Annotated in this window: 23 protein-coding genes; all 23 read right to left on the bottom strand. The window is 46.2% G+C overall.

What is annotated here, in order from left to right; all coding sequences use genetic code 11:
• Positions 1 to 431: 431 nt before the first annotated feature.
• The gene (gene hslO / locus HMPREF9698_RS08135) at positions 432 to 1,316 is read right to left on the bottom strand and encodes an Hsp33 family molecular chaperone HslO (RefSeq protein ID WP_003779186.1); all 885 of its coding nucleotides are present in this window, start codon (positions 1,314 to 1,316) and stop codon (positions 432 to 434) included.
• 204 nt (positions 1,317 to 1,520) lie between these two features.
• Positions 1,521 to 3,779: an ATP-dependent zinc metalloprotease FtsH gene (gene ftsH / locus HMPREF9698_RS08130; RefSeq protein ID WP_003779184.1), complete on the bottom strand. Its 2,259-nt coding sequence runs from the start codon at positions 3,777 to 3,779 to the stop codon at positions 1,521 to 1,523.
• A gap of 138 nt (positions 3,780 to 3,917) precedes the next feature.
• Entirely contained in the window at positions 3,918 to 4,463 is a 546-nt protein-coding gene (gene hpt / locus HMPREF9698_RS08125; RefSeq protein WP_003779181.1) for a hypoxanthine phosphoribosyltransferase, read from the bottom strand.
• A 4-nt stretch (positions 4,464 to 4,467) separates the two neighbouring features.
• Positions 4,468 to 5,880, bottom strand: a complete 1,413-nt coding sequence (gene tilS / locus HMPREF9698_RS08120) for a tRNA lysidine(34) synthetase TilS (protein WP_003779180.1) — start codon at positions 5,878 to 5,880, stop codon at positions 4,468 to 4,470.
• Between the two features lie 91 nt (positions 5,881 to 5,971).
• Positions 5,972 to 6,409, bottom strand: coding sequence for a S1 domain-containing RNA-binding protein (locus tag HMPREF9698_RS08115; protein WP_003779179.1), 438 nt, complete (start codon positions 6,407 to 6,409; stop codon positions 5,972 to 5,974).
• Positions 6,410 to 6,510: 101 nt separating this feature from the next.
• Positions 6,511 to 7,287 (bottom strand): NRDE family protein, encoded by a 777-nt coding sequence (locus tag HMPREF9698_RS08110; protein WP_003779178.1) that lies wholly within the window; start codon positions 7,285 to 7,287, stop codon positions 6,511 to 6,513.
• A 122-nt stretch (positions 7,288 to 7,409) separates the two neighbouring features.
• Positions 7,410 to 7,880 carry an FtsB family cell division protein gene (locus HMPREF9698_RS08105; protein ID WP_003779176.1) on the bottom strand — a complete coding sequence of 157 codons (471 nt, stop codon included), beginning with the start codon at positions 7,878 to 7,880 and terminating at the stop codon, positions 7,410 to 7,412.
• A gap of 155 nt (positions 7,881 to 8,035) precedes the next feature.
• Positions 8,036 to 8,305, bottom strand: a complete 270-nt coding sequence (locus HMPREF9698_RS08100) for an RNA-binding S4 domain-containing protein (protein ID WP_003779174.1) — start codon at positions 8,303 to 8,305, stop codon at positions 8,036 to 8,038.
• Positions 8,306 to 8,309: 4 nt separating this feature from the next.
• Positions 8,310 to 9,383, bottom strand: coding sequence for a MazG nucleotide pyrophosphohydrolase domain-containing protein (locus tag HMPREF9698_RS08095; RefSeq protein ID WP_003779172.1), 1,074 nt, complete (start codon positions 9,381 to 9,383; stop codon positions 8,310 to 8,312).
• Positions 9,376 to 10,380, bottom strand: a complete 1,005-nt coding sequence (locus HMPREF9698_RS08090; RefSeq protein WP_003779170.1) for an MATE family efflux transporter — start codon at positions 10,378 to 10,380, stop codon at positions 9,376 to 9,378. Before HMPREF9698_RS08090 ends, HMPREF9698_RS08095 begins: the two co-directional genes overlap by 8 nt.
• Before the next feature lie 2 nt (positions 10,381 to 10,382).
• The gene (locus HMPREF9698_RS08085; RefSeq protein ID WP_083861027.1) at positions 10,383 to 10,982 is read right to left on the bottom strand and encodes an oligosaccharide flippase family protein; all 600 of its coding nucleotides are present in this window, start codon (positions 10,980 to 10,982) and stop codon (positions 10,383 to 10,385) included.
• Positions 10,975 to 14,550, bottom strand: a complete 3,576-nt coding sequence (gene mfd / locus HMPREF9698_RS08080; protein ID WP_003779166.1) for a transcription-repair coupling factor — start codon at positions 14,548 to 14,550, stop codon at positions 10,975 to 10,977. Before mfd ends, HMPREF9698_RS08085 begins: the two co-directional genes overlap by 8 nt.
• 66 nt (positions 14,551 to 14,616) lie before the next feature.
• Positions 14,617 to 15,180 carry an aminoacyl-tRNA hydrolase gene (gene pth / locus HMPREF9698_RS08075; RefSeq protein ID WP_003779165.1) on the bottom strand — a complete coding sequence of 188 codons (564 nt, stop codon included), beginning with the start codon at positions 15,178 to 15,180 and terminating at the stop codon, positions 14,617 to 14,619.
• An 87-nt stretch (positions 15,181 to 15,267) separates the two neighbouring features.
• Entirely contained in the window at positions 15,268 to 15,711 is a 444-nt protein-coding gene (locus HMPREF9698_RS08070) for a zinc ribbon domain-containing protein (protein WP_003779164.1), read from the bottom strand.
• 158 nt (positions 15,712 to 15,869) lie between these two features.
• Positions 15,870 to 16,484: a hypothetical protein gene (locus HMPREF9698_RS08590; protein WP_003779162.1), complete on the bottom strand. Its 615-nt coding sequence runs from the start codon at positions 16,482 to 16,484 to the stop codon at positions 15,870 to 15,872.
• A gap of 104 nt (positions 16,485 to 16,588) precedes the next feature.
• Positions 16,589 to 17,077: a NusG domain II-containing protein gene (locus HMPREF9698_RS08060; RefSeq protein WP_003779160.1), complete on the bottom strand. Its 489-nt coding sequence runs from the start codon at positions 17,075 to 17,077 to the stop codon at positions 16,589 to 16,591.
• Positions 17,078 to 17,186: 109 nt separating this feature from the next.
• Positions 17,187 to 18,167: a ribose-phosphate diphosphokinase gene (locus HMPREF9698_RS08055; RefSeq protein ID WP_003779158.1), complete on the bottom strand. Its 981-nt coding sequence runs from the start codon at positions 18,165 to 18,167 to the stop codon at positions 17,187 to 17,189.
• Positions 18,168 to 18,181: 14 nt separating this feature from the next.
• Positions 18,182 to 19,549 carry a bifunctional UDP-N-acetylglucosamine diphosphorylase/glucosamine-1-phosphate N-acetyltransferase GlmU gene (gene glmU, locus HMPREF9698_RS08050; protein ID WP_003779157.1) on the bottom strand — a complete coding sequence of 456 codons (1,368 nt, stop codon included), beginning with the start codon at positions 19,547 to 19,549 and terminating at the stop codon, positions 18,182 to 18,184.
• A 121-nt stretch (positions 19,550 to 19,670) separates the two neighbouring features.
• Positions 19,671 to 20,492, bottom strand: coding sequence for a pur operon repressor (purR, locus tag HMPREF9698_RS08045; protein WP_003779155.1), 822 nt, complete (start codon positions 20,490 to 20,492; stop codon positions 19,671 to 19,673).
• Between the two features lie 201 nt (positions 20,493 to 20,693).
• Positions 20,694 to 24,128 (bottom strand): pyruvate carboxylase, encoded by a 3,435-nt coding sequence (locus tag HMPREF9698_RS08040; protein WP_003779153.1) that lies wholly within the window; start codon positions 24,126 to 24,128, stop codon positions 20,694 to 20,696.
• Between the two features lie 138 nt (positions 24,129 to 24,266).
• Positions 24,267 to 25,067, bottom strand: a complete 801-nt coding sequence (locus HMPREF9698_RS08035) for a metal ABC transporter permease (RefSeq protein WP_003779151.1) — start codon at positions 25,065 to 25,067, stop codon at positions 24,267 to 24,269.
• Entirely contained in the window at positions 25,013 to 25,720 is a 708-nt protein-coding gene (locus tag HMPREF9698_RS08030; RefSeq protein WP_003779149.1) for a metal ABC transporter ATP-binding protein, read from the bottom strand. Before HMPREF9698_RS08030 ends, HMPREF9698_RS08035 begins: the two co-directional genes overlap by 55 nt.
• 83 nt (positions 25,721 to 25,803) lie before the next feature.
• On the bottom strand, positions 25,804 to 26,647 hold an 844-nt coding region (locus HMPREF9698_RS08585), incomplete at its 5' end, for a metal ABC transporter solute-binding protein, Zn/Mn family (RefSeq protein WP_003779147.1).

The raw sequence follows: 26,647 nt of genomic DNA, 5'->3' as shown, positions 1-26,647 counted from the left end.
CCTAAGCTCTTAACCACTAAACTAGCCATCTGTCGCATCGATTCAATGGTTTTTTCATATTAGCCTCCTTTGAATTAGATAGGGTAGAAGTTTTTAGGCAAGTATCCCTGCCTGTATTTTTTATATCCGATCCTGAAGGTTAGTAATAAAAAACATTTGTCTATTCTTTCATAGCTAAAAGGGTATACCATTTTCCTTCACAGCCGGATTGACCTTTACTTACAATCATTTATAACACCCCTTGTCACTTTTATTCCTCTTATTATCGCTGATCAAAACGAACAAGTCAATTTGAAACAAGGCTATTTCCATTATTTTCCTTTGTTCAACAACAAAATTTTTATGCCTGTCACTCCTTGGATCTCCAACTACTATTCCTTTACCATGGTCAAATAAAAAAGGCCTGCTAGTCAGCAAACCTTTTTACCACTTTATGCTTCTTGCATTTCTTCAAGGATTTCTTCTAGGTCTTCTTTGGAAAATTGGTAGCTTTGGCGGCAGAAATGACAAACTGCCTCTGCCCCACCGTCTTCTTCAATCATTTCTTTGATGTCCTCTTCCCCTAAGGAAACCAAGGAATTAGCAAACCGTTCTTTTGAGCAATTGCACTTGAATTGGATATCCATTTCGTCAACAATCCGGTAATTATCATGGCCTGCTAGGATAGACAGTAGTTCCTCAGGGCTCTTACCCTTGTCCATCATTTTAGAAATCAAGGGCAAGCCTTGGATGGTTGCTTCTAATTGGTCAATCGTTTGGGGGCTAGCTCCCGGTAGGACTTGGATCATAAAGCCCCCTGCTGTCCGAACGGTATCATCTGTATCAACCAAAACCGACAACCCCACTGAAGAAGCAATCTGTTCCGAATTGGCCAAGTAGAAAGTAAAGTCTTCCCCCAACTCACCACTAATTAGGGGGACTTGACCCACAAAGGGTTCTCTCATACCGATATCCTTGGTTACAGTCAGGCTACCATGGTCCCCAATTGCCCCTTTAACATCTAACTTACCCTTGTCATTAAGAGGGAGGCTAACATGGGGGTTTTGGATATAGGCCTTAATATCCCCCTTGGCATTGCCGTCAACCAGAAGGTAACCGGCAGGACCATTTCCTTCAATTCGGACTGTTAAAAAGACGTCCCCTTTTTCACCAGCAGCTAGTAAACTGGTCCCAATCATAGCCCGACCTAAAGCTGCCGTAGCAGTGTTCCAAGTATCATGGCGTCTTTGGGCTTCAGCAACCATGTCAGTTGCATCGGCAACATAAATACGAATTTCATCATTATAGGCTAAAGCTTTCAGCAATTTATCTGCCACAATTTTCTCTCCTTTAAACTAGTCACTTTTACCTCGTTGGTGGTCTGGTACTGACTTGGCATCTGTCTAGCCATCCCTGATCCTGGGAATAAAAAGAAGAGAAGGGTCAACCTTCTCCTCTTTAACTGACTATTTCTTAGTAGAACACACCCAGTCTCTTCAAGTCAAGCAATTGCTTTGCTTGTCCCTAGAGGCAAGATCCTTCTAGTCTTCATTTTCTTGGTCGGACTCTGATCCTTGCTTGTCTGACTCACGGTCTCCATCTGAAGAAGCTTCACTTGACTGGTTTGGGTTATTTTCACCAGTATGGCTTTCTTCTGAATCATTTTCTGAACTAGACTCTTGGTCTTTAGCTTCTTCAGAATCTTCCTGGCCTTCTTTAACCTCTTCTGGCGTGGAGTCTTCGTCGGTATAGAGGTTATCTTCACCCAAGCGTTCTTTATCCTGCTTATCAGCATCGGCCTGGGCAGCCTTGATTTCTTCATAAGAAGTTCCGATTTGTTCATCGTCATTGGCAATGTGTTCTTGCTCTTTGTTTTCTCGTGGATACTTGTCAGCCTGTGAGCTTTTCTCTGGCATTTTGCCGGTTTCGAACAAGGACTTGATTTCATTGGCATCAAGAGTTTCCACTTCAAGCAATTTCTCAGCGATGAGGGTCAATTGCTCTGAGTGCTGGCTGATAATTTCGTGGGCTTTTTTGTGGGCTTCGTTCATCAAGTTCAGCACTTCTGCATCAATGTCAGAAGCGAATTGTTGGGAGAAGGACGGATTGGACCCATAGTCGCGACCCATAAAGACCTTGTTATCCTGCTCGTATTGTACAGGTCCAAGCTTGGTACTCATCCCATATTGGGTTACCATAGCCCGGGCAATTTGGGTTGCTTGTTGGAAGTCGTTGGAGGCCCCAGTAGTTTGGGAATTGAAGAAGATCTCTTCAGAAGTCCGTCCACCTAGCAGGCCGACAATCTGTTCAAACAATTCTTCCTTGGTGACCAAGTACTGGTCTTCCTTAGGTAACATGATGGCATAACCACCTGCACGACCCCGAGGGACAATGGTAACCTTGTGAACAACGCGGGCATCACTTAAGACCATACCAACAATGGTGTGGCCAGCTTCGTGGAAGGCCACCATCCGTCTTTGCTTGTCAGAGATAACCCGGTCTTTCTTAGCCGGTCCAGCAATAACCCGGTCATGAGCTTCATCCATGTCCACGGCTTCGATAATCTTACTTCGACGACGGGCAGCGATCAAGGCTGCTTCGTTCAGCAAGTTCTCCAAGTCTGCCCCGGAGAAGCCTGGCGTTTGCTTGGCGATTAATTTGAGATCTACATCGTCTGCAATCGGTTTGTCCTTAGCGTGAACATTCAAGATAGCTTCACGGCCTTTAACGTCCGGGCTACCAACTAGGATGCGACGGTCAAACCGACCTGGACGGAGGAGGGCAGGGTCTAAGACGTCTTGACGGTTGGTTGCCGCCATGACAATAATCCCTTCGTTACCGTCAAAACCATCCATTTCAACCAGGAGTTGGTTAAGGGTCTGCTCACGCTCATCGTGGCCGCCTCCCATACCGGCTCCACGTTGCCGACCGACTGCATCGATCTCGTCAATAAAGATAATAGCGGGCGAATTTTTCTTAGCATTTTCAAAGAGGTCTCGGACACGGCTGGCACCGACACCAACGAACATTTCAACGAATTCAGAACCAGAAATGGAGTAAAATGGCACCCTAGCTTCCCCCGCTACGGCCTTAGCTAGGAGGGTTTTACCAGTCCCTGGAGGGCCCTCTAATAGGACACCGGCTGGGATGCGGGCACCGAGGTTGCCGAAGCGTTTGGGATCTTTCAAGAATTCGACAATTTCGACTAATTCAGCTTTCTCTTCATCTGCCCCGGCTACGTCAGAAAAGCGGACCTTACTTTTTTCAGGGTCCGTCTGCTTGGCTTGGGACTTGCCGAAGTTCATCACACCCCGGCCGCCACCACCGCTTTGGCCTCGACCCATGATAAAGTAGAAAAAGCCAATCAAGATGATCATTGGCAAGAGGGTTAACAGCAAGCTGGCCCAAACGCCAGTTGTGGCCTCTTCCATGGTAACCGTATCGATATCATTATCTTTAGCCAGGTTATAAACTTCCTCCACCACTATGTCATTGCGAATAATGTTCGTGGTGAATTCGCCCATATTGCGGTCCGCTTGACCAAAGATGGTTGTCTCTTCTTCATTTACTTCAGGCTCTTGACCGTTACGGAAGGTCCCCGTAACTTCATAAATGGAGCCATTGGGTTGGATACTAAATTCTTCTACCCGGTCTTCTTCAAGGTAACTTACAAATTCTGTTGAGCTTACATTTTCCGTCTGGCCCACCGTGTCATCACCGATAGCCCAGTATGCAATCCCAATCACAGCAATAAAAACCAGAATATAGAAGAATCCACTATTATAAAATTTTTTATTCATGTCTTCCTCCAAGTCTAAACATATAAAATATATGTAAATCTATGTCAATGGTAATAGTAACACACTTTCGGCTTAGCTACTATGAAGAAAGTGTGATATTTTATTTCCCTTTTTTCATAGCCAAAGACTAGCTTTGTGTTAATTTGCGTAAAATTCTTCTTTCAATACCCCGATGTAGGGAAGGTTGCGGTAGCAGTCTTTAAAGTCCAAACCATACCCCACGACAAATTTAGGGGGAACCGTAAAGCCAACCCAATTAGCTTCAATATCCACTTCCCGGTTGTCTGTTTTATCCAAAAGGGTAACAATCTTAACTGATGCTGCCCCCCGTCTATGCATGAGTTCTTTTAAGTACTTGAGGGTCCGACCGGTATCGATAATATCTTCGACAAAAAGAAGGTGACGGCCTTCAACCGATGTTTTCAAGTCCTTATCAATTCTAACTTCTCCTGAGGAAGAAAGTTGGTTGCCGTAACTAGAAACATCCATCATATCGTATTCCAAATAAATATCAAGCTCCTGGATCAAGTCGCCCATAAATGGGAGGGCTCCTTTTAGCACCCCTACCAAGAGTGGTTTTTTATCCTTGTATTCTTCTTTTAAAATTTTACCTAGTTCTTTATTTTTGGCTGAAATCTCTTCTTTTGTCACTAAGACCTCAGCTAAATCATCGTGTATGGTCATTCCTCTACCCCTCCGTCGGTATTTGCTTGTAAACAAATATGTAGTTTATTTTATCAGTTATGGCATCATTAGACAACTGACAACCTTGATAGCCAATTAACCAAAGAATTTGCCCTCTAGCATCCTCAAGCAGCCAGGCTTGGTCCCGGTCAAGGCTGGGGGCCTTCTGGTTAATAAAGATGTCTTTGATCTTTTTGTGGCCCTCCCCTCCCCTGTAGGTCATTTTGTCTCCGGCCTTACGGTGGCGGGCCAAGATAGGTAGTTGTAGACTAGTCTTAGGAATAGCTAGGGCAAGGTCCCCCTTTTCAATTGCAGGGTGGTAAGCTTCAAAAAAACCAATTTTTTCATTGGGGCTAACCTGGATCCACTGGTTTAAAGTAAGATAATAAGTTTGCCCTTGACCCTTTTTCGATCCAGACTGAGTTTTTTCCTGCCCTACTCTACGCAAATAAAATTGATCATAAGTTTTGTAAACTTGCCAAGGTCGGGCTAGGTCAAGTGAACTGTTAACCTTACCCTCTCGCAACCAGTTTAAAATCAAATCGATATAGTCTTTTTTAAAGGACTTGCTTTGGTGAAAGACTTCCTTTAAAAGATCTTGAAGTAAAAAACGCTGCAAGGCCGGTTGCAAGTCGAGAAAGGCTGGAATGGAAAAGGTTACGTCGCCCTCTTCTGTGTCGTCCACTAAGTCTGCCTTAACTCGGTCCAGCGTCTCCTGGGCCAGCTGGGTCAAGTCCCTTAAATCCTTAGCAAATTCAGCCAAGTGGGTCAAGGCCTGGTCATTTTCCTGCTTTAATTGGGGAAGAACCCTTTGGCGGAGCCGGTTACGTAAGTAGCTTGGTCTTTGGTTGGACTCGTCTTCAAAGTAGGTCAAGCCCCGGTCTTGGGCATAGCGGTAAATCTCAGCCTTACTGGTCTCTAACAAGGGACGGACTAGGTCAAAGTCGGCCCATTTCCTTTTCATCAGGATCCCCTGTTTATCTTCTAACAAGCCACCTCGGACCAGCTTCATTAAAATCGTTTCAGCCTGGTCGTCCAAGTGGTGGGCTGTCAGTAAGTGGCTATAGCCTTCTGACTCCATTACTTGCCTAAAAAACTTGTAGCGAAAGGTCCTAGCCTGGTCTTCAAAGTTTCCCTTGCCTGGCTTGTCTTGCCATCTTTTCACATAAACAGGATAATTGAAGGAATTTGCCATCTGCCGGACCCCAGCTTCTTCCGCCTGGGTCCCTGGCCGGGTCATATGGTTGACATGGGCCACCCCTATCTTAGCAGGTTGAAAACGGTCAGCCAATTCCCCTAAGGCGTAAAGAAGGACAACGGAATCCACCCCACCTGAGACTGCAAGTAGTAAGCTATCATCTTTGGTCCACAAGTGGTTTTTAACTATGTTATTTTCGATCGATTCAATCAAGTTCATGTTAAATCCACCTTGCTAGTCAAGTCTTCTTAGAGGCAGTCAAAAAAGAAAAAAACCCATGACAAGGTCACAGGTTAAAGGTGGTCTAGACTTAGCTTCGGCGACTGCCACGGCCACCCCGCTTGCCTTCAGTGTTTTTACGTAGGGATGATAAACGGTCCTCGCTATCCTTTAAGAAGGAGTTCATCATCGCATCAAAGTCTTTCTTATTATTTCGCTTCTTGTAAGGGTTGGACTTGGAACCAAATTCCTCTTTTTGTTCTTCCTTGGCCTTGGCTTGGTCTTGGCCAGCATTTGCCTGGGCCTTGCGGATAGACAGGGCGATTTTGCCATCATCAGCAATTGACAGGACTTTGACTTTAACGGTCTGGCCCTTGTCGAGTTCCTTGTGGATATCCTCAACATACTTGTCGGAAATCTCACTAATATGGACGAGACCATTTTGGCCACCGCCCAAGTCCACAAATGCTCCAAATTTCGCTATACCAGTAACCTTACCCTCGACAATACTACCAACTTCAATAGACATGTTTCTCCCATATCCTCCTAAAATATTTGATATAAGTATAGCATGTTACAGCGGGTAAATAAAGAGCTATTTCACTGCCTATTTGTCTTTAAAATGCAGGGCTACCGGGTTAATCTTTGGACCTTTTCTGTCACTTCGGTAACCCCGGTCTGGTCATACCTTACTTCCCTAACCGAGATGATGCCTGCCTGGTCTACTAAAAGGGCCGTTGTGGCAACTGTGCCAAATTCTTCACCCTTGATAAAGATCGAGGACCGGTCCTTGGCTGTTTCGGGACTCAGTGAGGGAGGCAGGTTTGGTAAAGTTTTGGCCTGTTCTTGGTCAGTCATCAACTGGGTCAAATCTTTGAGCTTGACATCTCTCTCATGGCTGGCCAGGTAGTTCTTTAACAAGCAAGCTGACTTGTCTAAACGGTGTCGGCTTAAATCATCTTGAGTGTTGGCCAGGCTATACAAACCCGGTTGGTAACGAAAGCTTTTATCCCCTGCATTTGAATAATAATGCAAGTCATCAAAACTACCATACAAGAGGTGGTAGCTATTATAGCGCCGGCGGGAAGCTTTTAAAACCCTTTCAAATTCGCCGGGTCCAAAGTCATGGGTCAAATAATCTTTCAGCAAGTGACCTCTTGACCGGGGTGGGTCTAAGTCGGGTTGCCAGTCCGTGAAGGGGTGGTTTAAGAGAGTGGCGAATTTGCCTTGCTTGGTATAGCCCAACCAAGTCCCCTTTTCTTTCAAGTCTAAACCACCCGTTACTTCAGGGTAGTTGAGCCAGGTGTGGAGGGGAACTGCCGACCGATCGTAAGCCTCATCCCGGTTGGAAACCAGTATAAAGGGGTAGTTAGGGTGGTTGTGAATCGAAAATGCTAGCAAACACATGGAGATGCTCCTTTTTAATCTATTATTTTTAGGTGTCAAAATTGGAAAAGCCATGCTAAAGGAGGAGTCCTAGCCCTTGGTCCAGATAAAAAAGCACTTCCTACAACTTTGGGCGGAAATGCTTAGGAATCTTCTGGTTCTGGGTCAGCTTTTTGTTGGTCTTCCTGCCTTGCCTCTTCTTTTTCTTGGAAGTCATCAATTACCCGTTGGTGGTCTGGAATATAGTCTTCAGGTAGGTTAAAGATAATATCCTCATCTTCGCCTAGATAATACTCACTTCGGGCCAGCTTGGCTAAGTATTCCTCATCACTTAACAAGTCCACATAATAGGCCAAATCTTCTTGGTGGGCTTGCAATGTTTCTAAATCTTCTTGAGCCTGGGCCTCTTGCGCCTTGTAATCTTGGACCTGGAAATAATTCTTGACCAAGGGCAGGCCTGGTATAGCAAGTAAGATCAAACCTACCACCATAATAAAGGCCAAACGCCGCTTCAAATAGGTCCTGCGTTTTCGCAACAGGTCCTGCTGCAGGTTATATTCACTTGTATAAGGGTTGTTTAAGTGGGTCACCTTCCCAGTTTTCGTCTCTTTCATAGGCCTGGCTCCTTATTTTTACTGGATGGTCCATTTTAGTATATCAATAAATACCGGCTTTTAAAATAGATAAACCCAGCAAATTTGTTTTTTAGCAGAGGTCTAAGAAGGTTAAAAAGACAGGGGCCAGATACTAGAATCAAGGTCAGAAGCCATTAATTTGAATAGTCTCGCTTGTAGCTTTCTTCAAGGACTGTATACAAGCTGTCAGCTTCAGCTTTTTTGGTAGTGTCTTGCAGGGAATCCACCCTTACTTTTAAGGTCTTGTTGCCAAATTCAATCTCTATCTCGTCAGCTACTTTTAATTTGGTCGAGGACTTGGCAAGCTGGCCATTGACCTTGATCCGGTCTTGGTCAGCAATCTCCTTGGCGATAGTCCGCCGTTTAATAATCCGGGAGACCTTTAAAAATTTATCCAACCGCATAGGCTCATTCCTTTCTCTCATTTTGTTCTTCTTTTTCTTTGGCTTTAATAGCTTGCCAAATTTCATTAACTTCTTTTGGACTATCTGCCTTAAAACCATCAAAGACATGGGGGTGGCGCCGGCGTAGCTTCTTGTTTATACCTTCAAGAACGTCTTCAATCGAAAAATAAGATTCTTGTTCACCCAGCTTGGCCTGGTAGACCACCTGCATCAAAAGGTCCCCTAATTCTTCGACAATATTGTCATCATTTTCTGCCTCAATGGCTGCCACTAATTCCGCCGTTTCTTCCTTAAGGTAAGGGATCAAGTCCTTACTTGATTTTTCTTTAATCCAAGCATCCCCACCGGGCCCCATGATCTCATCTGTATATGACAACAAGGTGGCAAATGACCGGCCTCGGTCATCCCGGTCCAAAGGTGGGACGTAAAGGGTTCGCAAGTTATGGACGCCCTCAAAGTGGTCAATTTTAGCTAGAGGAAGGCGGTAGACGGCCTGGTTCTTACCCCCAGCAGCATCTACCAGGTAGACGGGGTGTTCATCCGGGTATTGGTCCATTAAGGTCAACTTCAGGTCCCCAGCGACCAAGCTACTAAAAACCTGCATGACAATCAAATGTTGCTTGGTCACTAGGTCATCAGCTTGAACGGCCAAAGCATCTACTAATTGAAAACCTTCAACCGGGTCAACTCCCACTGCATTAAAGAGGTCGTCAATAAAACTTTGTCCCCCCAAGACTTGGACCTGGTCACTGGCTGCTTCTAACAAGACCGTGGTCTGCTCCCCCACCCTAGGGTGACCTGGAACGCCATAAAGGACTTCTTTATCTAGGGCTAGTTTTAAAACTTCCTGGCAGATCCGGTCGTAAACCTGGTCAAAACTGTCTGGGTAGAGGTCATAAACCCAGTCAAAGGACTCAATGGTCACCCCGGACTCCCTTAGTTCATTCACAACCGGGTGGTCTTGTGTTCGCACGTAGATCTTACCTTGGTCTATAATTCGACGGTAGATTCCCAAAGGCAGGTGGTCCAGGTCACTGGGGCCTAAACCGAAGATTTTTATCGCGTGTGTCTTAGTCATAATAGCCTCCAACTTTCTTGAGTATTTTTGCAAAGGGAAGAGAATCCAGGCTAGCTGGGTCTAATATTTTTAGGCGCAAGCTAGCAAGCGTATAGAGAATGAGGCCAAGACCGGACAAGGCAGCTGCTTCTAATAAGGCTCCTAGCCGGCCTTGGTCTGGGGACAAATTAGCCAGGTAGGAGACCGGCAAATACATTAGCCCGTTAGCCAAGAGGTATTTGACTAAGAAGCGAGCCTGAAAGATAAATTGCCAAATTTGCCGGGGAACTTGGATAAACATGATCAAGCTTAACAAGGCCGTCAAGACTACTGTCAAACTACCAGCCCCCATGATCCCAGCTGACCGAATTAAAAGAGGGTTGAGGAGGGCTTTTAGTCCCAAAACGAATAAGATGGCATAGCCCGTAAAATGGTCAACCGAAGTCGACTGCAAAATGGCATGGAGGGTCAAGCTAATGGAGAGAAAAAAGACGAGGGCCATATAAAGCTGAAGGACTTGAGTTCCTTTTGAATCCGCAAAAAAGGCTTGGTTAAGCAAGGGCATGACAGCAATCAGCCCTAAACTGGTCGCTGATCCTAAGACCAAGCTTAACTTGAAGGTAGACTGGGACAGCTTCAACCAACCTTTATAGTCTCCTCGGTTAAAGAACTGGGTCAAACTAGGAACTAGGTTCATGGCCATGGCCAAGGCTAGTGTCAAGCCGACCTGGGCAAAGGGTTGGGCCCGGTCATATACGCCTTTGGCTAGCATGGCTTGTCCGGCTGGCAGTCCTGCTTGCTTGAGGTTTTTAAAAACGGTAAAGGAATCAAGCAATTGGAAGAAGAGTAAAAGACTGTAGACAATAACAGTTTGGCCACCTTCTAAGATAAAAGCTTTGGCCATCCCAAAACTTGGCATGCTGAAGCCAAAGCTTTGCCCCAGCCCACCGTCACACCGGTTAATAAACAAGAGTAAGACCAGGCTAGCTAGGAGGGGTGAGAGAATAGAAGAAGTCATGGCTAAGCCCCCATCTGGTAGAAGGATATATCGAGCCTGGTAAAGGCAAGGGCTGCTAAAATAATAATGGTCACCCGTCCCAGCTGTTCCAAGACCTGGGACAAGGCAACGGGAGCCATATCAAGTTTAGACTGGAAAAAGCCTCGGCTAGTTGCCAGGAAAGGAATAAAAAGGTAAAAAAGACTGACTAATTTAATCATAGTAGACAGGTGGCCGTCCCCCATCACTTGGGCCAAGCTTCCTGATAAGGCAAAGAGTAAGAGGCTAAGGGGCAGGGAAAGCATGACCAGGAGGGTAAAAATTTTTTGGGCCTGGTTTAGTCGGTCTTGGTCAGTTTGACATTCGGCCAAAAACTTGGAAATAAAAACCGGCAGACCAGAATAGGTGAAAACTAAACCGATGCCGTATAAGGGATAGACCTGCTGATAGACATAAAAGCCGGCGTCCCCAGTTAAATTTTGCAAAGGGACCTTGTAAACAGCGCTTAAAAGCTTAGACAGCAAGAGGGCTAGGGCCAGTAAACTAATCCCTCGAAAGGGGTGACTAGTCGGGGTAAAGGGTCCACTTTTTTGCATGGGATGACTCTCCTTTCCCTTAGCCATGAGACTTGGCCCCTCCCTCTTTAACTACACCTGGAGTGGCTGGGTCTTTGTCTGCTTCTTTTTCCCTACGGTAGCCTGCTAAAGATTGGGTAAAGTCCAACAAGGCTTTTAACCAAGTTGCTTGGTCGGTGTTGCGGCTCAAAATAAAGGAAACCTGGAGCTGGTTTTCGGTTTTCATATCAGTTTTAACCGGTATTCCCTTGAGAGCCTTGAAGATAGCTGCCATAGGGAAGACGGTAAGGGCTGGTTTGGCAAAATCAATCTTAATTTTCTTGCCAGTATTTTCAATTTTTTCGACCAGGCTCTCTTCACTATAGTGCTTGAGCAAGCCTACCTGTAAGAGTAGGTCCACTTCTTCAGGGAACTCGCCAAAGCGGTCAAGTAGTTCATCTTGAAGGTCCCGGTAGTCTGCTTCTGATTCAAGCTGGCGGATGCGTTTATAGAGGTCAATTTTTTGAGACTCATCTTCAATATAATCGCTTGGTAGGTAGGCATTGAGTGACAAGTCTAATTCGGCTGAAGTAGCCTTTCTGACTTCCTGACCACGTTTTTTGGCAACTGCTTCTTCTAACATCTGGGAGTAGAGGTCAAACCCAACAGCATCGATAAAGCCGTGTTGCTCCTTGCCGAGGAGGTTGCCTGCCCCACGGATGGACAAGTCCCGCATGGCAATCTTGAAGCCTGACCCCAGTTCAGTAAAGTCTTTGATGGCTTGTAGGCGGCTTTCGCTCACCTCAGTTAGAACCTTGTCAGCCTGGTGCATAAAGTAGGCATAGGCAATCCGGTTACTTCGGCCGACCCGTCCTCTAAGCTGGTAGAGCTGGGATAGGCCCATCCGGTCGGCATCTTCCACCAGCAAGGTGTTGACATTGGGCATGTCCACCCCTGTTTCAATAATGGTTGTCGTCACTAAAACATCATACTCGCCGGATAAAAACTGGTAGAGTCGCTCTTCCAGTTGGTTTTCAGTCATTTGGCCATGGACATAGGTCACTCTAGCTTCCGGCACAAGGGCCTGGATATCACTCATCCGTCTTTCAATGGTGTCCACCCGGTTGTGGAGGAAGAAAACTTGCCCGTCCCGGGCCATTTCTCTTTCGATGGCTTCCTTGATGACAAGCTCGTTCATTTCCATTACATAGGTTTGGACCGGGTAGCGATTGGCAGGAGGGGTTTCAATGACGGATAGGTCCCGGACCCCCAGCATGGACATGTGGAGGGTTCTGGGAATTGGAGTAGCGGTCAAGGTCAGGACGTCCACTAACTCTTTTAACTCTTTCAACCGCTCCTTGTGTTTGACTCCAAAGCGCTGTTCTTCATCAACCACCAAGAGACCCAAGTCTAAAAATTGGACATCCTTAGACAAGAGGCGGTGGGTCCCTACCACCACATCCAGTGTTCCATCTTTCAAGCGGCTGATGGTTTCATCGATTTCTTTTTTAGTCTTGAACCGGCTCATTAGACCAATTTCTACTGGAAAGTCAGCAAAGCGGTCTAGCATGGTTTCATAGTGTTGCTGGGCTAAGACGGTAGTGGGAACTAAGAAAGCGGCTTGCTTGCCTTCTTGTACAGCCTTAAAGATCGCCCGGATGGCCACTTCCGTCTTGCCGTAACCAACGTCCCCGACCAAGAGTCGGTCCATGGGTTTGTCACTTTCCATATCGGACTTGACTTCCTCCGCCGACCGAAGTTGGTCTTCCGTCTCCTTGTAAGGGAATGAAGCTTCGAATGCAGCTTGGTAGTCATTGTCTTTTTCAAAGGCGTAACCCTTTTGGCTCTCCCGACTAGCATAGAGGTCGATCAGGTCGTCGGCAATATCTTCCACTTGACTTTGGACCTTCCGCTTGGTTTTGGCCCAGGATGTCCCCCCAAGCTTGTTGATTTTAGGGGTTTTTCCTTCAGAAGCCACATATTTTTGCAGGAGGTTGAGTTGGCTCACGGGAATATAGAGTTTGGAACCTTGGTCGTATTCTACTGCTAGATAATCCTGGTTTATCCCATCAATCGTCATGGTTTCCAGACCTTGGTAGCGGCCGATCCCATGCTGGGTATGGACCACATAATCCCCTGGCTGGAGCTCATTATAGCTTTTGAGTCGTTCCGCATTTGACACTTGTCTCCGGCGGGCTTTTTTCTTGGTGACCCGGTTAAAGAGGTCGGATTCCGCTATCAGGGCAAGCTTGGTGCCAATTAATTCAAAGCCTTCAGGGATGGCTTGGGGGATCACTTGAACCTGACCGACTTCAATTTGGTTTGGGTCAGTTAATAAGCAAGGAATGTCAAAATCGGCAAAGGTCGCTTGAATTTCTTGTGCCCGGTCCTCATCTTCGGCCATAACAACAACAGTGTAGTTCTGCTTGACATACCGCTCCATTTCAGTTTTTACCATGGGCATCTGGCCAAAGAACTTTTGCATCTGCCGGTAGTGGATGGGGGTGATGGAGTCCAGTTTCAAAGACCCCATCCCTTTTTGGAAAAGCGAAAAGTAAATTTTACCTTGCTTTTTGTTCCCCATTAAGTCCCTAAAGTCCTGACTAAAGCTGAGGTCATGAAGGATCTTGCCCCGAGACAATTGGTCGGTCTGCCAAAGGGCTTCTTCGTCATTTAATTGGGCATTGTTTTCAATTACTCTGGGATACTCGTCTACTAAAAAGATAGCCGACTCTTTGGCATAGTCTAAAATACTCGTCTTGTCAGGATAGAGAAGGTCTACGAAAGGAGCTAGGAGATCAGAGTTTTCACCGGCTTTGAGACTGTCCTCAACCCGGGTCATATTTTGGGCCAGGTCTTCTTTCAAGTCTTGGTCCCTTAATTTTTGCATGGTATAGTCTAGCTTGTCATTAAAGGCTTTGAGGGCTTGGGCTTGGTTGTCTTCGGTTAAAAAATAGTCCTTAGCTGGTAGAATACGGACTTGGTCAATGTTCTCGACTGACCGCTGGCTTTCCAAGTCAAACCGACGCATAGAGTCGACTTCCGTATCAAAGAGTTCAATCCGGACTGGGTCTTGGTAGCCGATCGGATAGATATCAATGATCCCACCCCTTATACTGAACTCACCGGGCTTGGCAACTTTTTGGTCATGACGGTAGCCAATCTGAACCAAGTGCCGGCTGAGGCCATCTAAGTCTAAATCAGAAGCCATTTGAATCGTCAAAGGCATCTTACGGTAGAGGTCCAGGCTAGGCAAGAGCTTGCGGACTCCGGCCAAGGGGATGATAACAATCCCTGGCTGGCCTGAAGCCAAAAATTCCATGGCCTCCACCCGGTCTGCCACAGCTTCCGGGGACGCAAAGGCCATTTCAGCGTGGAGGACATCATTGGTTTCAAAAACATAGATTTTATCTTGGGGTAAAAAGTCACTTAAACTGCTAGCCAACTTATTAGCATGGAAGCTATTTTGGCTAATCCAGATAATCTGGTCTTGCTTTTCTTCTAGCAGAGCATAGGAAAAAAGGGCCCGGGCCGAACCAGCAATACCGGTGACCAGGTGGGTCTGGCCTGGCTGGACTTGTTGAAAGAGTGACTGGATGTCATCTTGTTTTTTAAATAGGTCAATTAGGCGGGTCACGCTACATTCTCCTTTGAAACAGAAATAGGATGCACCGCAAAAGCAAGGGTGCATCACAGGTCTCTATTAGTTAAACTTGCTCATCACTTCTTGAAAGGGCATGCCTTCCCCCCAGGCTTGGAGGGCCTTGTAAGAGTGGGTTACCGCCTCCATCATAGCCTGGTGGTCTTCTTGGGGGAATTTGCTTAAGACATGGGAGACCACTGACATCTTGCCCTTGGGTCGGCCGATGCCAATTTTTATCCGGTTGAATTTTTTACTACCGGTCTCCTTGATAATACTCCTTAAGCCATTGTGGCCCCCATGCCCTCCCTGGTCTCTCAGCCTGACCCGGCCAACAGCCAAGTCTAAATCATCATGGACAACGACCATGTCCGACCCTTCATCTAAATCGTAGTAGTCCAGCCAAGGTCTGACAGATTGGCCAGAGAGGTTCATAAAGGTTTGGGGTTTGATCAGGAAGACTTTTTCGCTCCCCATCCGACCTTCAGCATAAACCGATTGAAACTGACTCTTGTTAAAGGCTAACCCCATTTGAAAGGCGATCTCATCAAGGGTGATAAAGCCGATATTATGCTTGGTTGACCGGTACTTGTCGCCTGGGTTGCCCAGTCCAAAAATTAACTTCATCCTGTCTCCATACCTTCCTAGTAGTCTAAAAATCCGATAAGCAAAAAAGCTGGGCTCCTGCCCAGTAGTTTTCAAATTTCATTCCTTCTAGCTATGGCTGGTAAACACTGTCCCACATTTAGGGCAAGTTATCCGGAGCTTTTTCCCTTCATCTACCCGCAATTTTTGCTGGCATTTGGGGCAAATGACAATAGTTTTGTCATTAGGCCTAGCGGGCTCAGTTTGACTGCTTTGGGCTCTCTTTTTACCTGAATTGAAGAAAGCGTGAAGCTTTCTCCCAAAGGATTTAACTTGACCCTTGACATCTTGGTAGATAGCCTCTTCTTTCCTCCGGTTAGCTGTCTCCTTGGACAAGGGTCTGAGCAAAGCATAGGCTAGTAGGGCCAAGCCCAAGTAAAAGGCTAGCCTAGTCGATAAAAGATTACTCAAGGCTAAAAGCAGGATGGCTAGGAGGACTAAAAATTTAGAAAAGCCATCTATTTTGCCGTAGCGACCATGTAAGTAAAAGTAGATTTTTTCCAACCACTTCATCTAGGGACTCTCCTCCTCAACCGGAAAGGAAGTATTCTAGCTCAGGCCCTATTGTACCAGAAGCAAAAAGCCGGGACAATAGAGGTAAGAATTGCGGTCTAGCCACTTAACCTCTGTATATGTAGTTAAAAAGGAGGGGATCCCCCTCCTTCTGGCTCTTAAGCTTCCTCTTCTTCTTCCGGAACTTCTTCACCTGGTTGGATGATAATCCGTTCATTACGGACAAAGTCCTGTTCAGGGTCTACCGTATCATCTACCTCACCGAGATCTTCTTCGGAAGTCCCAGCGTATAAGACGATTTCGTCCTCAACGCCATCAACAGAGTAAGTATATTCAACCTCATTCTCTGCCTTGTCAAGGATAGTTCCATCTTCGTCAGTAATGTAGACGTAGAATTGTTCGACTCCTTCATCTGGCAAAATATTGAGGTTAATTTCAGCTTGAGGGCCAGAACTGGTTACAACATAGCCATCATTGGTCCATTCGCCTAAAACTTCAAGACCAACCGGGACAACTGCTTCCCCGTCAGTTCTTTCAGCTGCCTTGTCAAAGGTGTCTTGGCTGTCAGCTTCGTCACCTTCACCATCAGCTGCCTCTTCCTCTGAATCTTCTTCAGTGGCTTCGTCATCTTGGCCTTCTTCGGTCTCTTCTTGGTCTTCTGCTGGCTCTTCAGTCGCTTCTTCAGTTTCAGCAGGGTCTTCAGCTTGGTCTTGGCAAGCTGCCAAAGTTAGAGAAGAAACGGCCAATAAACCGATCAATTTTTTTAAGGTCATTTCTATATCCCCCCTAATATTAGTCGATATAAATTATTTTAACATAAATAAAATATAATTAACATATAAAAGCTCTCTAAAACGGATTAATTTTACATGGAAACTTAATTAGGAATGATCACATCTTCTTGGTCTTGGATACCAGATTCGTCCTCCTGGTCTTCTAAGTTGCCCGGACTAACTTCCTGACCGTCATCGTTAACGGCATGGACATCTACCACTAGTCGGTGGGGCAAGACAATGGCAGATTCGCCCGGCTTGCTGATCCATCCCCTTTTCACCCCAATTTGGTTGGGGCTATTGTCTTCCTTGTTCCGAATCCGGTCACCATCAACCTCAATAACGTTATACTGGCCCTCCCCTGGGTAGAGGGTAAATTCTTCATGGGGGGTCTCCTCCGATAATTCCGTCGAATAGACTTCTTGGCCATCGATGGTCACTCTGGCCACAACTTTAACGGCCTGGTCATCTAATTGCTGGAGTTGGTAGGCGTAAATGCCATGAGGAATAAAAGAGCTGGCAAAGAGGATGGCGATGATGAGAATATCCAAAACTTTCATCTGCTGCAAATGGAGCTTGATTTTTCCTAACACGACTTCAACCTCCTCATCCGTAACCAGGCTCAAGCATGAAAGGCCTTTGCAAACTTCTAGCCCACATAAGGCAAGACAGGCTCAATTTGCTTTTCTTTTATGGCCTGGTTTAGCGCATATGTTTAAATTGTTTCTCAAAGAGAGGGGAGACAGGGCGGTTTTCATGGATTCGCTTAATGGCATGGCCTACTAGTTCTCCGACAGAGACGATTTCTAACTTGTCAGATTTTTTCTCTTCAGGTAAATAGATCGAGTCGGTGACCACCATTTTTTGAATCGGCGAGTCTTCAATCCGTTCAATAGCTGGTCCTGAAAGAATCGGGTGGGTGGCAGTAGCATAAACGTCTGTTGCACCGCGGTCAACCAAGGCCTTGGCCGCCGATGATATTGTTCCTGCCGTGTCAACCATGTCGTCAATTAAAATACATTTCTTACCGGATACTTCCCCGACCAAGTTCATAACTTCGGATACATTTGGTTTAGGCCGTCTTTTGTCCACAATAGCAATAGAACAATTCAAGAATTCAGCCAACTTGCGGGCCCTGGTCACGCCGCCATGGTCTGGTGAAACAACAACCACGTCATCACCGCTCAAATCTCGGTCTAAAAACCAATCAGCTAGGAGAGGCGCCCCCACCAAGTGGTCAACGGGGATGTCAAAGAAGCCTTGGAGTTGGGAGGCGTGGAGGTCGATAGTGACTACCCGGTCAGCACCAGCTGTTGAAATCATATTAGCCACAAGTTTAGCAGTAATTGGCTCACGAGAAGATGCCTTCCGGTCCTGTCTAGCATATCCATAGTAAGGGATGACGACGTTAATAGTTTTAGCAGAAGCCCGTCTCATGGCATCAATGGTAATCAACAATTCCATCAGGTTGTCGTTGGTAGGAGCAGAAGTGGATTGGATGATGTAGACATTGGACCCCCGGCTACTTTCGTTGGGGCTGATTCTGGTTTCACCATCAGAGAATTTCGACACGGTAATATCACCTAATTCGACTATAACATCTTCAGCAATTTTTTCAGCTAAAGGCCGGTTGGAACTCAGGGCATAAAGCTTGATACTCGCATTGGCTTGACTTTTTGTCATAATATACTCCTTTTTCATCCTTGATCTTTATTTTTTGTGTAACCATCTTTGTTGACTTGTCTGGACCGGGCAATAGCCAGGCTATCTTGCTTGACATCCTCTGTAATGGTAGAACCAGCTGCCAGGAAGGCCCCTGCTTCAACTGTCACCGGAGAAACAATCGTAACATTGCTTCCAATAAAGGCATAGTCCCCGATCACTGACCGGTGTTTGTCCTTGCCGTCATAATTGGCAAAGATCACACCACAGGAAACATTAACTCCCTGGCCGACTTCTGCATCTCCCACATAAGCATGGTGGCCTAGCTTGGCTTTTGATTTAACTAAGGATTTCTTGATTTCAACATAATTCCCCACATGGACCGATTCTTGCAAGATAGCTCCAGGTCGTAGATGGCTGTTAGGACCAATATCGGAATTGGGGCCGATAATGGCTTCTTCAATGGTCGACTGCTTGACGACTACCCCATCTCCCAATTGAGAATCTTCAATAATCGAATGAGCTCCAATGTGGGCATCCTGGCCAATTTCTGTCTCCCCTTTTAAGTAAACACCAGGTTCGATGACTGTATCTTGACCAATGGTGACGTTAACGTCAATATAGGTTGATTCGGGGTCGATCAAGCTGACCCCATTTTTCATATGGGCCTGGTTAATCCGGCGACGCATCAGAGTATTGGCCCGTGACAGAGCCACTCGGTCGTTCACCCCTAAAGCATCCGTATTATCATCCATTTGGTAGGCGCCTACCAAGTCGCCTTGGTTTTTTAAAATCTCAATGACGTCAGGCAAGTAATATTCTCCTTGGGCATTATCATTTGAGACATGGTCCAAAGCTTGAAAGAGGGCTTGGTTGTCAAAGCAATAGGTCCCGGTATTGATTTCCTGAACTTGTTTTTCCTCTGGGCTGGCATCTTTTTCCTCAACGATCTTGGCCACTGTCCCGTCTTGGTTACGGATAACCCTCCCGTAACCATAAGGGTCTGCTTCATGGGCAGTCAGGATAGACCCTTTTAGCTGGTGGGCCTCATGGTAGTCTAGCAAGGACTCAATCGTTTCAGGACTAATCAAGGGAGCATCCCCACTGAGGATAATCGAGATTCCTTCCTTATCCACCAACATTTCTTTGGCCTGCATCACCGCATGGGCTGTCCCTAGCTGTTCTTCCTGGAGAACATACTGGCTTTTATTGCCCAGGTAGTCTTGAACTAGGTCAGCGCCGACACCAGTTACGGTGACGACTTGGTCAACACCAGCTTCAAGGGCTGCATCCACAGCATAAGCTACCATGGGCTTGCCCATAACGGGGTGCATGACCTTGTATAACTTGGATATCATCCTAGTTCCTTGGCCAGCAGCCAAGACAATTGCATATCGATTCATGTGTTCAATTAGCTCCTATCCACCTGTATTTCCTTATCCATCATACCATACATGTAAAGCGTGTACATAGTGCTTACAACATAAAATAGCAAAGATTACGGTAAGCTATAAAGCCCAATAACTAGGAATCAAAGAGGGAACCGAGGGCAAATTCGATGGTCTTTTGGTCTTCGTCTATCTGGGCCACGCTGATTAAGGTTTGGTAGTCTTTGGGTTTGTCACTTTTGCCCACTAAATTCTCAACAACTACTGCTGACCCAATTAAGTTAGCTTTAAACTCAGCCAGCAAGGACCGCATCCCTTCAATGGTCCCCCCACTTCGGATAAAGTCATCAACCACCAAAACATTGGTCCCTTCTTCCAAACTTCTTCTTGACAACTCCATTTTTTCGACCCTTTGACCACTTGCGCCTGAAACATAGTTAACACTCACAGTTGACCCTTCTGTTACCTTGGGGTCCCGGGTCACAATTTTAAAAGGGACATTCAAGTAACTTGCCACGCTCTGGGCTACGGCGATTCCGCTAGTTGCTACAGTCATGACTGTATCGATGTCTTGATCCAAATACTGGTTGGCAATAACTTTTCCGATGACCTGGAGCCACTTAGGGTTGCCTAAGATATCTGACAAATAGATGAAACCACCCGGCAAAAGTCGCTCAGTGTGGTTGATTTCATCAATCAAGTCTTGAACCATTACCTCCTGGTCTTCCTTGGCTAGGCGGGGGATAAAACGTGCCCCACCTGAAGCCCCTGGTATGGTCTCTAGCTTCCCAATTTTCTGACTTTCAAACCTTTTCTTAATAATAGCCAAATCTTCACTAACACTAGACTTAGCAGCTTGAAAACGGTCAGAAAAATAAGTTAAGGAAACAATTTCAAAGGGGTGGGTGATGAGGTAGTAGGTCAAGTCGACTAAACGTTCACTTCGTTTGATTTTCACGTATATTCCTCCTTTCATCATTTAATATCGTTCGGTTTTGTCACAATATTTATTGTACATGATTTTTAAAAAAAGTATAGGGAAACTTGTGGATCTCAACCTAACTTGACTAAAAATCCACCCTTAACCAAGCCTTTATCCTGGTAAAAGGGTGGAATATTTAATCTTATTAAAGCTAATAGGTATATTTTATGTCTAGTCTTACTGGGCATCATCCAATTCCACTAGGAGGTCATTGACTTCAATCGGGTCTCCTTCAGTCACATAGACATTTTTGACCTGGCCACTTTGGTGGGCCCGGACAGTGGTTTCCATCTTCATGGCCTCGGTAATGACGATAGCCTGGCCTTTTTCAACAGAGTCTCCTGGTTTAACCAGGATTTCCAGTACGGATCCCGGCATGGTCGCTGCCAAATGATGTTTATTGGAAGGCTCTGCTTTTTTACGGACCGCCTTGGTGCTGGTAATACTTTGGTCTTTGATATCAATCGCCCGCTCTTGGCCGTTGAGTTCAAAGTAAAGGGTTCGGTTGCCCTCAGGGTCAGGATCAGAGATGGAGTTCAATTTAATGATCAAGGTTTTTCCTTTTTCAATGGTAATCTCAACCCGCTCGCCTTCCCGCATACCATAAAAGAAGGTGAGGGAGTCAATCTTGGTGACATCCCCAAACTCTTCGTAGAGCTTGCGGTAGTCCAGAAAGACTTGGGGGTACATTACATAGGAAAGGACTTCTTCTGGACTTGGCTCATAGCCGATAAGGTCTTCTAACTCTGCTTTGACCGCTTCAAAGTCCACCGGGTCCAAGTAATCACCGGGTCTGCCTTCAATCGGCTCTTTATCTCCCAAGATGATGGACTGGAGTTTTTTTGGAAAACCGCCCACCGGTTGGCCCAACTGCCCTTGGAAAAAGTCGATAACTGATTGCGGGAAGCTGAAGCTAGAGCCTTTTTCATAAATCTCCTCTTCGGACAAATCGTTTTGGACCATAAATAAGGCCATGTCCCCCACAACTTTAGAAGATGGGGTGACCTTGACAATATCACCAAACATTTGGTTGACCCGGGCGTACATGTCCTTGATTTCCTCCCAACGGTCTTCTAGGCCAATACTTTTAGCCTGTTGTTTTAAGTTAGTGTATTGGCCACCAGGCATCTGGTGCTTGTAAACTTCAGTCGCAGAAGCCGAGACTGCTTCCTCAAAGGCCTGGTACTGGGTTCTGACATCCTGCCAATATTTGTTGATTTTTTCCAAGTTATTGATGTTTAACTCAGGGGCTCTTGGGGTGTTCTCCAAGGCATAGTAAAGGGAGCCAATGCTTGGTTGACTAGTGTTGCCCGAAAAGGCATTTTCAGCCACATCGACAATATCCACACCAGCCCGGGTAGCTGCTGCATAACTGTAGATCCCATTGCCACTGGTGTCATGCATGTGGAGGTGGATAGGCAGGTCCACTGCCTCTTTGAGGGTAGAGACCAAGCGATAGGCAGCAAAGGGTTTGAGCAGGCCGGCCATATCCTTAATAGCAATGATGTGAGCCCCCAGCTTTTCCAGTTCCATGGCCAATTTTTTGTAGTAATCTAAGGTATACTTACTTTCCCCCTCATGGTTGAGGTCGCCAGTATAGCAGATAGCAGCTTCAGCAATCTTGTTGTTGTCCCTAACGTATTGGATACTTTTTTCCATTTGTGGGACCCAGTTCAAGCTGTCAAATACACGGAAAATATCGATCCCATTTTTAGCAGCTAGGCCAATAAATTCCTCCAATACATTGTCTGGCATGGCAGAGTAGCCTACCCCATTGGACCCCCTAAAGAGCATTTGGAAGAGGGTGTTAGGCATGAGTTGCCGCATTTTTTTGAGTCGCTTCCACGGGCTTTCAGACAAAAACCGGTAGGCTACATCAAAGGTGGCCCCACCCCACATCTCGTGGGAGAAAATTTGTGGCAGGGCTTGTTCAGTCTCTTGGGCTATGTTAAACATATCGTAAGACCGCATGCGGGTAGCAAGAAGACTCTGGTGAGCATCCCGGAAGGTGGTATCGGTCAAAAGCAAGTTGTCTTCAGCCTTGACCCTGTCTGCTACAGCTTCAGGGCCTTCTTGGTCTAAGACTTGCTTGTAGCTTGGACTAGCTTGGTCTACAACTTCCAACTTGCTTGGGGTTTTGGGCTTGAGAAGGCGGGGTTTTTCCACATTCCCCACACCAGGATAGGCGTTAACCGTCACGTCTGAGATAAAGCGGAGGGCCTTGTTCCCCCGGTTCCTCTCTTTGGGAAACTCAAATAATTCCGGCGTAGTATCAATAAAGTTGGTTGAGAAGTCCCCTGTTTGGAAACGGGGGTGGCGGACAACATTGGCTAGGAATGGAATGTTCGTCTTGACACCACGGATACGGAACTCCCGCAAAACCCGCTCCATTTTTTGGCTGGCCTTGGTAAAGCTGCGGGCATGGACAATGGCCTTAACCAAAAGGGAGTCGAAGAAAGGGGTCACGACCGTCCCGGTGAAACCATTGCCGGCATCCAGCCTTACCCCAAAACCACCCGGTGACCGGTAAGTATTGACCTTCCCTGTATCTGGATAGAAGTTATTCAAGGGGTCTTCTGTCGTAATTCGGCACTGGATGGAATAGCCGTTCGTTTTAATCTCTTCTTGTTGGGGGATATCTATATCCTGGTGGAGGTCTAAGCCACTAGCAATTAAGACCTGGCTTTGGACAATATCGATATCTGTAACCATTTCCGTAATGGTGTGTTCCACTTGGACTCTGGGGTTGACTTCGATAAAAAAGAATTCTTCCCCTTCAACCAAAAACTCAACCGTTCCTGCATTTAAGTATCCTACATGTTGAGCTAACTGAACAGCTGCATCACAAATACGCTGGCGGACCTGGTCAGACAAGGTCACTGAAGGAGCAATTTCAACGACCTTCTGGTGGCGCCGTTGGATGGAACAGTCCCGTTCAAATAAATGAACGACATTGCCGTTTTGATCACCTAAAATTTGGACTTCAATGTGTTTAGGGTTTTCTAAGTAACGTTCGACATAGACATCACCCCGGCCAAAAGCAGCACGAGCTTCTGACTGGGCTCTACCAAACTCTTCTCTGATTTCGGCTTCATTGTGGGCAACCCGCATGCCCCGACCGCCACCACCCAAGGCAGCCTTCATGATAATCGGGTAGCCAGCTTGGTTAGCAAAATCGACCGCCAATTGACTATCTTCAACTGGACCGTCAGAGCCAGGAATAGTGGGAATGCCAGCTTCTTGAGCTACTGCCTTGGCCTTCAGTTTGTCACCAAACATGTCCAGGTGTTCGACTCTTGGACCAATAAAGGTAATGCCTTCCTCCTGGCAACGCTTGGCAAATTCCAAATTTTCGGATAGAAAACCATAACCCGGATGGATACCGTCCGCCCCACAATCTTTGGCCACTTGAATAATTCCTTCAATATCTAAGTAAGCATCAATGGGTTTTTTGTCCTCACCAATAAGGTAAGCTTCGTCTGCTTTAAAGCGGTGAACACTTCCCTCATCTTCTTGGGCATAGATAGCAACTGTCGCAAGCCCCAGTTCACTCAGGGCGCGAAAGATTCGAATAGCAATTTCACCTCGGTTAGCAACGAGAACTTTTTCCATAAAATCAATCCTAACACTAAATATTAATGAGCATTATGGTCTATTATAGCAAAAGCAGGGCTACAAAAGCACACCTAACCCCTTGAAATAGAGGCTAGGTGTGCTTTAAAAAAATTATAGTTAGCTTGGAAATAGCACCTAGTCTTTAGACTTGATTAAAGAAACCAAGGCAAAGACCAAGATCAAAATCAGGGTAATGGTGGCTCCTGGAGGCGTCCCGTATAGGTAGGAGAAGATCAAGCCCCCTGTTGTCGCAACCAAGCCTAGGAGGATGCCGATAAAAATAACTCCTTTGAAGCTTTTGGACAGTCGCATAGAGATAGCGGCCGGTAGAATTAAAACCGCCGAAACCAGCAAGGCCCCCATAATCGGCATGATAACCGCTATGGTGATCCCTGTTAAGACATTGAACAAAATGGACATTAATTTGACTGGCAAGCCTAGAGTATAGGCTGTTTCTTCATCAAAGGTAAGGATGTACATGGGCTTACGGAAGATTAAATAAAGGATTAAGACTGCCAAGGTAATAGCTAAAAGCAAATAGACTTGGGACTGGCTGACGGTGACAATAGACCCAAACAAGAAGGTGTCGATGGACATCATGTCCGAATTATTGGTTAGGGTCATCATGACCAGGGCCAGGGCCATGCCACCAGACATTAAAATGGCAATCGAGACTTCCGAATAAGACCGGTAGAGAGACCTTAAGTATTCCAAAAGCATGGCTGCTAAAACCACCACAATCATGTTCATCAAGGTTGGATTTTGGCCGATCAGAAATCCTAAGGCAATACCGACAAGGGAGACATGGGATAGGGTGTCAGCCAGCAAGGATTGCCGGCGGAGAATCAGAAACAAGCCTAGGACGGGGGCAATCAAGGAAATCAGGATTGAAGCTTGGAAGGCTCTTTGCATGAATCCATAGAGAAACATCTCCAAGGTGAATCCTCCTTCCGCACTAGTTCAATATGCTTGTCGGCATAATTTTTCAAGTCTTCATAGTCATGGGTCACCATGATGATAGCCTTGCCATGGACTTCGGTATTGTGTTTCAACAATTGGTGGAACTGTTTGCGGGAGTCAGTGTCCATACCAACAGTCGGCTCGTCCAAAACAAATAGATCAGGGTCTGTGGCAAAAACTCGTGCTAAGGAAATCCGCTGCTTTTGTCCCCCGGATAAGGCACCTATTTTTTTATGGCGCTGGTCCCACATGCCTACAGACTTGAGAGATTTTTCAACGTGGTCATGGTCTTCTTTGGTCAAGGGTTTAAACCATCGCCCTCTCGGATAGCGGCCCGACCGAACGAGTTCCAAAACGGTACTGGGAAAACCCGCGTTAAAGGAAGCGACAGTTTGGGGGACGTAGCCCACCACCAGCTTTTCACCCCAGCGGTTACGGTCAGCTAATTGAACTTGGCCTTCTGAAGGACTGAGTAAGCCTAGGATATTTCTCAAGAGGGTGGTTTTGGCTGCCCCGTTTTCTCCTGTCAAAATAACAAACTCACCGCTATTGACAGTAAATGAAATATTTTGCAAAACAGGTTCATCTCCGTAGCGAAAAGCAAGCTGGTCAACCCTGATATATTCCATAGCATCCGTCCTTCCTATTTTATATCTATAAATCCGCCCTATTATTCTAGCTGAAAGGCCACCATTTAACAATCCAGAAAAACTTACTGGATACTCAACTTCAACTGTTCCAAGTTTCGTTCCATAACATCAATGTAGGACAAGTTTTCCGCTTGCATTTCATCCGATAAGATTTCCAAGTCGTAAAGCTCGGCAATATCTGTTCCTGTTTCATCGGCGACAGTTTGGGCAGCTGAAGAGTCAGCTCCTTCTTGATAGTAGATCACCGGCACTTGGTATTCCTCCACCAAGTCCCCAACTTCAGCAATACGAGCTGGAGAAGGTTCCACTTCAGTTGACAATCCACCAATCGAAACCTGGTTTAAGTCGTAACGGTTGGCTAGGTAACCAAAGGCCTCGTGCTGGACAACAAAGTTTCGATTTTCAGCATTTTCAAAGGTCTGGCTGTATTCTTGGTGGAGTTCTTCCAACTGTTTGTTAAAGTCCGCTGCATTTTGGGTGTAGACTTCTTTCCCTTCAGGGTCAGCTTCAATGAAAGCATCCCGGATAGCATTGACCTGGTCTTGAGCATAAACTGGGTCTAACCAAATGTGGGGGTCCAAGTCTTCGTGATCATCCACATGGAGTTCAACCCGGTCCGATTCTTCCCCATCTACTTGATAGTATACTTCTACTGAATCTTCTAGTGTATGCTCAAAGGCCTCATCGTGAGCCAGGGTTTCTTCTTCGATCACTTGACCATCTTGTTCGACAAACCAAGTAACATCTTGGTCTGATTCAGTATTGGCCTGCAAGCTTGCTGTATCACCAGTGTGGTAGTGACCAGCTAAACCAATAAAGTCGTTTGATTCTTCATCTTGGTCATCGTCGTGATCATGATCGTGGTCATCTTCGTCGTGGTCATGATCGTCCTCATCATGGTCGTGG

Origin of the sequence: Alloiococcus otitis ATCC 51267 (genome assembly GCF_000315445.1) — a bacterium.
GTDB classification, from domain to species: Bacteria; Bacillota; Bacilli; order Lactobacillales; family Carnobacteriaceae_A; genus Alloiococcus; species Alloiococcus otitis.
This window is presented reverse-complemented; position numbering and strand designations above follow the sequence as displayed.

Coding starts and splice junctions, on each gene's coding strand:
- ftsH (WP_003779184.1), bottom strand. CDS start 3,779: ATGAATAAAAAATTTTATAATAGTGGATTCTTCTATATTCTGGTTTTT.
- hpt (WP_003779181.1), bottom strand. CDS start 4,463: ATGACCATACACGATGATTTAGCTGAGGTCTTAGTGACAAAAGAAGAG.
- tilS (WP_003779180.1), bottom strand. CDS start 5,880: ATGAACTTGATTGAATCGATCGAAAATAACATAGTTAAAAACCACTTG.
- HMPREF9698_RS08115 (WP_003779179.1), bottom strand. CDS start 6,409: ATGTCTATTGAAGTTGGTAGTATTGTCGAGGGTAAGGTTACTGGTATA.
- HMPREF9698_RS08110 (WP_003779178.1), bottom strand. CDS start 7,287: ATGTGTTTGCTAGCATTTTCGATTCACAACCACCCTAACTACCCCTTT.
- HMPREF9698_RS08105 (WP_003779176.1), bottom strand. CDS start 7,880: ATGAAAGAGACGAAAACTGGGAAGGTGACCCACTTAAACAACCCTTAT.
- HMPREF9698_RS08100 (WP_003779174.1), bottom strand. CDS start 8,305: ATGCGGTTGGATAAATTTTTAAAGGTCTCCCGGATTATTAAACGGCGG.
- HMPREF9698_RS08095 (WP_003779172.1), bottom strand. CDS start 9,383: ATGACTAAGACACACGCGATAAAAATCTTCGGTTTAGGCCCCAGTGAC.
- HMPREF9698_RS08090 (WP_003779170.1), bottom strand. CDS start 10,380: ATGACTTCTTCTATTCTCTCACCCCTCCTAGCTAGCCTGGTCTTACTC.
- HMPREF9698_RS08085 (WP_083861027.1), bottom strand. CDS start 10,982: ATGGCTAAGGGAAAGGAGAGTCATCCCATGCAAAAAAGTGGACCCTTT.
- pth (WP_003779165.1), bottom strand. CDS start 15,180: ATGAAGTTAATTTTTGGACTGGGCAACCCAGGCGACAAGTACCGGTCA.
- HMPREF9698_RS08070 (WP_003779164.1), bottom strand. CDS start 15,711: ATGAAGTGGTTGGAAAAAATCTACTTTTACTTACATGGTCGCTACGGC.
- HMPREF9698_RS08590 (WP_003779162.1), bottom strand. CDS start 16,484: ATGACCTTAAAAAAATTGATCGGTTTATTGGCCGTTTCTTCTCTAACT.
- HMPREF9698_RS08055 (WP_003779158.1), bottom strand. CDS start 18,167: ATGACAAAAAGTCAAGCCAATGCGAGTATCAAGCTTTATGCCCTGAGT.
- glmU (WP_003779157.1), bottom strand. CDS start 19,549: ATGAATCGATATGCAATTGTCTTGGCTGCTGGCCAAGGAACTAGGATG.
- HMPREF9698_RS08040 (WP_003779153.1), bottom strand. CDS start 24,128: ATGGAAAAAGTTCTCGTTGCTAACCGAGGTGAAATTGCTATTCGAATC.
- HMPREF9698_RS08030 (WP_003779149.1), bottom strand. CDS start 25,720: ATGGAATATATCAGGGTTGACCAGCTTGCTTTTCGCTACGGAGATGAA.